Below are 8,510 nucleotides of genomic sequence, written 5' to 3' on the forward strand. Positions count from 1 at the left end.
AGCTCCAGGCGCTTGCGGATGAACCCGTGCGAGTAGTACAGCTTCTGCACCTTCCACGCCGGTCCGGCCTCGGGGAAGCGGTCCGGGTCACCGGCCGCCTCGTACGCCGCGACGGACACCTCGTGGCACCGGATGTGGTCGGGGTGCGGGTAGCCGCCGTTCTCGTCGTACGTGGTCATCACGTGCGGCCGGAACTCCCGGATCACCTCGACGAGCTTGCGGGTCGGTTCCTCGAGCGGCACCAGCGCGAAGCACCCCTCGGGCAGCGGCGGCTTCGGGTCGCCCTCCGGCAGCCCCGAGTCGACGAACCCGAGCCACCGCTGCTGCACCCCCAGGATGCGGGCGGCCGCGGCCATCTCCTCGCGCCGGACCTCGGGCATGCGGTCCCGGATCCCGGGGATGTCCATCGCGGGGTTGAGAATGTCGCCGCGTTCACCCCCGGTCAGGGTGACCACCAGCACCTCGTGCCCTTCCGCGGCATAGCGGGCCGTCGTGGCGGCACCCTTGCTCGACTCGTCATCGGGATGGGCATGCACGGCCATGAGCCGTAGTCCGCTCACGTCTTTCCTCCACCTCGCCGTCGGCTGCATCGTCGCTACCCGGACCACCGGCACTGCGGGCCGGTGTCCTGGGTTCCTCCCCTATAGTTCCACCTGACACGTCCCTCGTCAGCCACGCCCCCGCTGCGCCCGCGGGTGCACGAAAGTAAGTGTGATGACCGACACCACCCCGACCGACCGCTACCCGACCGACCGCTACCCGGCGACGGGCGGATCCCGCCGCACCTGGCTGTGGGCACTGGTCGCCGTCGGGCTCGTCGCCGGGGTGCTCGCGGCGTTCCTGCTCTACCAGAAGTTCGGCACCCCGGACATCGAGAGCGAGGTCGTCACCTACACCGTCGTCGACGACTCGACCGTGCAGGTGCAGTTCACCGTGACGCGGAAGGACCCGTCGCAGGAGGCGGTGTGCATCATCCGCTCGCGGTCGAAGGACGGATCCGAGACGGGCCGGCGCGAGGTGCTGATCCCGTCGTCCGAGTCCGGCACCCTGCTGATGGACGCGCCGGTGGTCACGTCGCAGCGGCCGGGCATGGCGGACATGTACGGCTGCAGCTTCGACGTGCCCGAATACCTGCGCGCGCACTGACCGCACGCTGCGGATTCCGTGGTCGCGACCACGTTGGTGCTAGAATTACCTGATACACGGTTCCACCCTTTGGGGCCGTGTATTGCTGCATAGGAAGCAGTGCGGTCCTGTTCGCCACTGGCTTGGGGGGAACGTTCGAGGGATCCGCGTTGCCGTCGTCGCTGCGAGTTGCGGCGACCAGTCGACGGAGCCGGGAGCTCCAACCCGAAGGAAGTGATCGAGGATGACCGAGACCCAGGTGACCTGGCTGACACAGGAGTCGTACGACCGACTCAAGGCAGAACTCGACCAGCTCATCGCGAATCGTCCCGTCATCGCGGCCGAGATCAACGAGCGCCGCGAGGAGGGCGACCTCAAGGAGAACGGTGGATACCACGCCGCTCGCGAGGAGCAGGGTCAGCAAGAGGCCCGGATTCGTCAGCTGCAGGAACTGCTGAACAACGCGAAGGTCGGTGTCGCGCCCACGCAGTCCGGCGTCGCGCTGCCCGGCTCGGTCGTCACGGTCTACTACGACGGCGACGAAAGCGACAAGGAGACGTTCCTCATCGCCACCCGCGAGGAGGGCGCCCGGGGCAACGAGATCGAGATCTACTCCCCCAGCTCCCCGCTGGGCGGTGCCCTGATCGACGCGAAGGTCGGCGAGACCCGCGAGTACACGCTCCCCAACGGCAGCACCATGAAGGTGACGCTCGTCAGCGCGGAGCCGTACCACAGCTGACCGACGGCGAGCCGTCGTGCGGCTCGACCGACATGCGAGAAGGGTCCGACCGGCGCCTCCGGTCGGACCCTTCTCGCGTACGGCACCTCAGATCAGGCGACGGGCCTTCATGCCGGGGAAGACCGCGCCGACGCGCACCACGTCTCCGAACGTCGGGGCATGCACCATCTGGCCGCCGCCGATGTAGATGCCCACGTGCCCGGGTCCGTCGGACTGCCAGTTTCCGAACACCAGATCTCCCGGCCGGGCCAGTTCGATCGGAATCTCGGTGCCGACCCGCCACTGCGTCTGCGACGTACGCGGCAACGTCACCCCCGTCGCCGCGTACACCGCGTACGACGTCAGGCCCGAACAGTCGAACCCGCCGCCGGACGGACCGTTGATGTTGCCGCCGCCCCACACATACGGCAGCCCCAGATACCGGAACGCCAGATCCACCACCCGGTTGCCGGTCTCGGTCATCCCCGGCAACCCGAGCCCGAAGAACGGCGAGAGCAGCCGCGCGAACACCATCTCGGTCGCCCGGATCTTCGCCACGTACGGCTTGGTCTGGTTCTCGTAGTCCGGTAGGCCGGACGGCATGCCCCCGGATCGGCGCACGGCCCCGAGACCGGCGTTGTACGCCGCGAGCGTGAGGTCGAGAGTGTCGCCGCGCACCACCCCCTGTGCCTTCCACTGCTCGATCTGCCGGTAGTTGTCGCACAGCAGATTCCCGGACGCCATCACCGGGTCGGCGATGCCGAGCACGTCGGCCCGCCCGTCCCCGTCGGCGTCCTTGCCGTAGGCATCCCACGTACCGGGCATGAACTGCCCCGGCCCCTTCGCACCCACCGGCGAGACGGGGGCGCTCGGTCCGTACCGGAAACCGTTCTCCGCCGAATACAACGCCGCCAGCACCGGCGCCCCGACCCCCTCGCACAACTTCCCGGCCTTGCGCAGCCACGGCGCGAACACCGCGATCGCCCCGATCGGCGCCAGGTTCGTGCCGGGCAGGATCGCCGGGATCGACGGCAACGTCACCGCCGCGCCGCCGGTCCCCACCCCGCCCGGTGCCGACCCCCACGCACCGCTGCCCGTCGCAGCGCCGGGGGCGGGGGCGCCGAACACGGACGGCCGCCCCGCCGGCGCGGCCGGGGCCAGCACCGACGGCGCCTGCGGGGGCGCGGCCTGTACCGGATTCTCGGCCGGTGGTTCGAGCACCGCGACCGCCTCCGGCGGCAGATGCGGCATCAGCGCGTCCTTCGCGGCCGACGTCGCATCCGCCACGGCCTGCTCGGCGGCCGGGCGCATCGGCTCGGGCAGCGCCGCGACGAGGTCGGTGACCTGCTGATCGGTGGCCGCGGCCGACGATTCGGCGGACGCCTGGAACGACTCGATCACCTGCGTGACCTGTTCCTCCAGATGCTCCGGGATGTCCACTCCCTGTACCAGGGCGCTCGCCGCCGTGGCTACCGCCACAATCACCGCCGACGGGTCAACTGACATTCGCGAACTCCCCATCCCTCTGACGAACGACTTCACCGTACTGTGTGATCTCGATCACCGATGCGGTTCGTTACATCCATATCATATATATGCGAGAACGCGTTCTAGTTCCGGACTTGTGACGCGCCACACACACGGGACTTGAAGTTACAGCAACATGGTCGTCGCCGCTCGCACACCCGGCCGGCCGACGCCCCGTCAGGCCGTGAGCGCCTGCTCGACGTCCGCGAGGAGGTCGGCGGCATCCTCGATACCCACCGACAGGCGCACCAGATCGTCCGGAACCTCGAGCAGCGACCCGGCCGTCGAGGCGTGCGTCATCGCGCCCGGGTGCTCGATCAGCGACTCCACACCCCCGAGGGACTCCGCGAGCGTGAAGATCTCGGTGCGTGCGCAGAAGTCGAGGGCGGCCTGCTTGCCCCCGGCCAGACGCAGCGAGATCATGCCGCCGAACCGGCGCATCTGCTTCGAGGCGACGGCGTGATCCGGATGCGACTCGTGGCCGGGGTAGATCACCCGGGTGACGGCGGGATGCCCGTCGAGCAACTCGACGATCTTCTCGGCGTTGTCGCTGTGCCGTTCCATGCGCAGGGCCAGCGTCTTGATACCGCGCATCGTCAGGTACGCGTCGAACGGGCCCGGGACGGCGCCCGCGCCGTTCTGCAGGAACGCGAACTTCGCGTCCAGCTCCTCGTCGTTCGTCACCAGCGCACCACCGACGACGTCGGAGTGGCCGCCGAGGTACTTGGTGGTCGAGTGCAGCGCGACGTCGGCACCCAGGGTCAGCGGCTGCTGCAGGTACGGCGACGCGAACGTGTTGTCGACGACGATCTTCGCCCCACCGGTGTGCGCGACGTCGGCGAGTGCCGCGATGTCGCCGATGTTGAGCAGGGGGTTCGTCGGGGTCTCGACCCACACCAGTTTGGTGGTGGGCCGCATCGCCTCTCGCACGGCGTCGACGTCGGAGATCGGCGCCGGCGTGTACTCGATGCCCCACTGCGTGAACACCTTGTCGATCAGCCGGAAGGTGCCGCCGTAGGCGTCGTTGGGGATGACGAGATGATCGCCGGGGCGCAGCACCGAACGCAGCAGGCAGTCGGTGGCGGCCATGCCGGAACTGAAGGCCCGGCCGAACGTTCCCGCCTCGATGGCCGCGAGATTCGCCTCGAGCGGCTTGCGGGTGGGGTTGCCGGTGCGGGCGTACTCGAATCCGCCGCGCATCCCGCCGACGCCGTCCTGCGCGAACGTCGAACTCGCATAGATGGGAACGTTGACGGCACCGGTGGCCGGGTCGGGATCGTATCCGGCGTGGACCGCTCGGGTGGAGAATCCGTGGCTGCGCTGCTCACTCATGCCGCTCAGCGTAGTCGGGGGGCGGAAGAACCACGGGCCGGGGAACATTCCCCGGCCCGTGGGTCACCGCGGGAAAGGCGTCAGGAGCCGGCGCTGATGAACCCGAGCAGGTCGTGGCGGGTGATCACCCCGACGGGCTTGCCGTCGTCGATGACCAGCAGCGCGTCGGTGTCGCCGAACGCCTTCGTGGCGGCGGCGATCGACTCGCCGACGCCGATCAGCGGCAGGGTCGGGCTCATGTGCTTCGCGACGGGGTCGGCCAGCCGGGCGCGGCCCTCGAAGACCGCGCTGAGCAGTTCCCGCTCGCTGACGCTGCCCGCGACCTCACCGGCGGTGACGGGCGGCTCGGCGCCCACGACCGGCATCTGCGAGACCCCGTATTCGCGGAGGATCTCGATGGCGTCGCGGACCGTCTCGGACGGATGCGTGTGCACCAGCGCGGGCAGCTCGCCGGACTTGCTGCGCAGGACGTCGCCGACGGTCGAATCGTCGGGCTTGCCGTCGAGCGGGGCCCGCAGGAAACCGTACGAGGCCATCCAGTTGTCGTTGAAGATCTTCGACATGTAACCGCGCCCACCGTCGGGCAGCAGCACCACGACGAGGGCGTCCGGACCCTCGCGCTCGGCGACCCGCAGGGCGGCGACGACGGCCATGCCGCACGACCCGCCGACGAGCAGGCCCTCCTCGCGGGCGAGCCGGCGGGTCATGTCGAACGAGTCGGCGTCGGAGACGGCGATGATCTCGTCGGGAATCGACGGATCGTAGGCGCTCGGCCAGAAGTCCTCGCCGACGCCCTCCACGAGATACGGGCGACCGGTGCCGCCGGAGTACACGGAGCCCTCCGGGTCGGCGCCGATCACCTTGACCGTGCCGCCCGACACCTCCTTGAGGTAGCGGCCGGTGCCGGTGATGGTGCCGCCGGTGCCGACGCCGGCGACGAAGTGGGTCACCTTGCCGTCGGTGTCGCGCCAGATCTCGGGACCGGTGGTCTCGTAGTGGCTCTCCGGACCGGCCGGGTTGGAGTACTGGTCCGGCTTCCATCCACCCGGCAATTCACGGGCGAGACGATCGGAGACGGTGTAGTAGCTGTCGGGGTGCTCCGGGGGCACCGCGGTCGGGCACACCACGACCTCGGCCCCGTACGCGCGCAGCACGTTGCGCTTGTCCTCGCTGACCTTGTCGGGGCACACGAACACGCACTTGTAACCGCGCTGCTGGGCGACGAGCGCGAGACCGATCCCCGTGTTGCCGGAGGTCGGTTCGACGATGGTGCCGCCCGGCTTCAGTGCACCGGACTTCTCGGCGGCGTCGACCATCTTGACCGCGATGCGGTCCTTCGAGCTGCCGCCCGGGTTGAGGTATTCGATCTTCGCCGCGACCACGCCCGAACCCGGTGTCGTCACCGAGTTGAGCTTGACCAGCGGGGTGTTTCCGATGAGGTCGACGACGGAATCCGCGATGCGCATTCCTCCATGCTCTCAGATGCCGGCGCACGACGGCGTTCCGGCTGCTCGAGCGGCGGATTCGACGCACACTGGACACGGCAACGTCAGGGCCGTCCGCTCGGAAAGGTGATCTCCCGTGCCCCGAACCTCGTGGCGCGCCGCGGCGCTGGCCGGCGCGACGGCCGTCGCCGCCGGCTCCGGCGCCGGCGGCGCCTCCTGGCTCACGTACACGTACCTGATGCGCCAGGCGACGGCGGCGAGAGGTGTCATCGGCCGTACCTGGGCGAGGCCGCCCGAGGCGGACGGGGTGTACCCGCCCGGAGCGCAGTCCCCGGTGCCGTGGCGCCGCGGCGTGCCGTTCGACCTGCACCTGATGATCTTCGGGGATTCGACGGCCGCCGGCCTGGGCTGCGTCAGCGCCGCGGAGGTGCCGGGAGTGCTGCTGGCCCGGGCGCTGGCCGACGAGTCGGGCCGCAGCGTCCGGCTCGACACGAAGGCCATCGCCGGCGCCACGTCGCGGGGACTGGCCGGGCAGGTCGACGCGATGTTCGTGGCGGGTCCGCCGCCCGACGCGGCCGTGATCCTGGTCGGGGCCAACGACGTGACCGCGAAACTGTCGCTGCACCGTTCGGCACAGCGACTGGGCTCGGCGGTGCGGCGTCTGCGCACGAGCGGCGCCGCCGTCGTCGTCGGTACGTGTCCCGACCTGGGGGTGGTCGGCGCGATTCCTCAGCCGCTGCGCACCGTGGTACGGACGTGGGGGCGGCAACTGGCCCGCGCGCAGGCCGCGGCGACACGCGCGGCCGGCGGGTATCCGGTGCCGCTGGCCGACCTGCTGACACCCGAGTTCCTGTCCGCGCCCGACCGCCTGTTCTCCGCGGACGGGTTTCATCCCTCGGCCGCGGGATACGAACTCGCGGCCGGACACCTGCTGCCGGTGCTGGCCGCCGCGCTCGGACTCTGGGCCGGTGGCCCGGTGCCGGCTCCGCCGCAGACGTCGGCGGCGGCCCGGCTGTGGCTGCCCCGGACACGCCGCGGGCCCCGGGAACGGGTGTTCCCGGGGCCCGCGGTCGGCACGGTGGCCGGAGAGCTGGGCTAGTCGTTCTGGAAGTACGACAGCAGGCGCAGGATCTCGACGTACAGCCAGACCAGGGTGACGGTCAGACCGAAGGCGACGCCCCACGCGGCCTTCTCCGGCGCCTGGGCGCGGATGAGCTGATCGGCGGCGTCGAAGTCCAGCAGGAAGCTGAACGCGGCGATGCCGATGCAGACGAGACTGAAGACGATCGCCAGGGCGCCGCCGTCGCGCAGGCCGAGGCCACCGTCGACGAAGAAGCTCGCGACGAGGTTGCCCAGCGCCAGGACGAGGACACCGATCAGGGCGCCGACGATCATGCGGGTCAGGCGCGGGGTCACGCGGATCGCGCCGGTGCGGTAGACGACGAGCATGCCGAAGAACACGCCGAACGTGCCGAGCACCGCCTGGACGATCAGGGTTCCGCCGCCGGCGCCACCGAAGGTGATGTCGGTGAACATGAACGACAGCGCACCGAGGAAGAAGCCCTCGGCGACGGCATAGGCCAGGACGATGGCCGGGTTGTCCATCTTGCGGCCGAAGGTGGCCACGAGGACCAGGACCAGGCCGATGAGACCGCCGCCGATGACGAACGGCGCGGCGAGGTTCGCGTTGCCGTTGACGAGGACGTAGGAGATCAGCGCCGAGATCGCCAGCACCCCGAGCGTGATGCCGGTCTTGGTGACGACGTCGTCGATCGTCATCGACCGCTCGGTGGCGGGCCGGGCCCACGGGTCCGTCGGCGCGTACTGCGGCTGACCGAATTGCTGGGTGACCTGCGCGGCGCCCGCCGTCGCAGAGCCGAACGTGGCGTATCCGCCGCCCTCTTGCTTGGGCAGGTTGCGGAACACCGGGTTACTGGTGGTGCGCACCGTGCACATCCCTTCTGGTGGTCGGTTCTGTCCGTTCAACGATCCGCGGACGCCGGGAGTTCCCGGACCCGAGCCGAGCACGGACAAACCGGACTCTACCGGGTGCGCACGGACCTGGTCACGGTGAACTTACGGTTGCGTCCGGCAACTTCCGTGCGGCCGATCGTCCGCTGCAGGATCCCACGATAGTTCAGGTGGGTGTTGTAGACGGTCCACAGTTCCCCGCCCGGACGCAGCAGCCGGGCCGCCGCGTCGAACATCTTCACGGCGGCACCGGTGTGCACGGCGGCGCCGACGTGGAACGGCGGATTGCACAGCACCACGTCCACGGAGGCGTCCGGCAGCGTCCCGGCGACGTCGTCGCGCAGTACGTCGACCCGGTCGGCGACGTGGTTCGCGGCGGCGGGGGCGGGGGG

General features: G+C 70.1%; 9 protein-coding genes. 3 read left to right on the plus strand and 6 right to left on the minus strand.

Going from position 1 to position 8,510, the window contains the following annotated elements:
* The coding region (gene mca / locus OEY_RS0105375; RefSeq protein WP_029539899.1) for a mycothiol conjugate amidase Mca at positions 1-560 on the minus strand (560 nt) is incomplete at its 3' end.
* Between the two features lie 154 nt (positions 561-714).
* Here mca and OEY_RS0105380 point away from each other — a divergent pair.
* Positions 715-1,146 (plus strand): DUF4307 domain-containing protein, encoded by a 432-nt coding sequence (locus tag OEY_RS0105380; RefSeq protein WP_010592888.1) that lies wholly within the window; start codon positions 715-717, stop codon positions 1,144-1,146.
* Positions 1,147-1,369: 223 nt separating this feature from the next.
* Entirely contained in the window at positions 1,370-1,864 is a 495-nt protein-coding gene (gene greA / locus OEY_RS0105385; RefSeq protein ID WP_003935085.1) for a transcription elongation factor GreA, read from the plus strand.
* Positions 1,865-1,951: 87 nt separating this feature from the next.
* Here greA and OEY_RS0105390 read toward each other — a convergent pair whose 3' ends face one another.
* From OEY_RS0105390 to OEY_RS0105400, 3 genes are all read right to left on the minus strand, one after another.
* Entirely contained in the window at positions 1,952-3,349 is a 1,398-nt protein-coding gene (locus OEY_RS0105390) for a bifunctional lytic transglycosylase/C40 family peptidase (protein WP_026137643.1), read from the minus strand.
* Between the two features lie 198 nt (positions 3,350-3,547).
* Positions 3,548-4,702 carry a cystathionine gamma-synthase gene (locus OEY_RS0105395; protein WP_010592890.1) on the minus strand — a complete coding sequence of 385 codons (1,155 nt, stop codon included), beginning with the start codon at positions 4,700-4,702 and terminating at the stop codon, positions 3,548-3,550.
* A gap of 80 nt (positions 4,703-4,782) precedes the next feature.
* Positions 4,783-6,168 (minus strand): cystathionine beta-synthase, encoded by a 1,386-nt coding sequence (locus OEY_RS0105400; RefSeq protein ID WP_010592891.1) that lies wholly within the window; start codon positions 6,166-6,168, stop codon positions 4,783-4,785.
* A 115-nt stretch (positions 6,169-6,283) separates the two neighbouring features.
* Here OEY_RS0105400 and OEY_RS0105405 point away from each other — a divergent pair, with 115 nt between their 5' ends.
* Positions 6,284-7,246: an SGNH/GDSL hydrolase family protein gene (locus OEY_RS0105405; protein WP_010592892.1), complete on the plus strand. Its 963-nt coding sequence runs from the start codon at positions 6,284-6,286 to the stop codon at positions 7,244-7,246.
* Here the strand turns inward: OEY_RS0105405 and OEY_RS0105410 are convergent.
* Entirely contained in the window at positions 7,243-8,094 is an 852-nt protein-coding gene (locus OEY_RS0105410) for a Bax inhibitor-1/YccA family protein (RefSeq protein ID WP_026137644.1), read from the minus strand. The genes OEY_RS0105405 and OEY_RS0105410 overlap by 4 nt on opposite strands.
* A gap of 95 nt (positions 8,095-8,189) precedes the next feature.
* Positions 8,190-8,510, minus strand: a 321-nt coding sequence (locus OEY_RS0105415) for a class I SAM-dependent methyltransferase (protein ID WP_010592894.1), incomplete at its 5' end; no start/stop codon positions are given.

The sequence above is a fragment of the Rhodococcus sp. P14 genome, assembly GCF_000256505.1.
Lineage (GTDB): Bacteria > Actinomycetota > Actinomycetes > Mycobacteriales > Mycobacteriaceae > Rhodococcus > Rhodococcus ruber.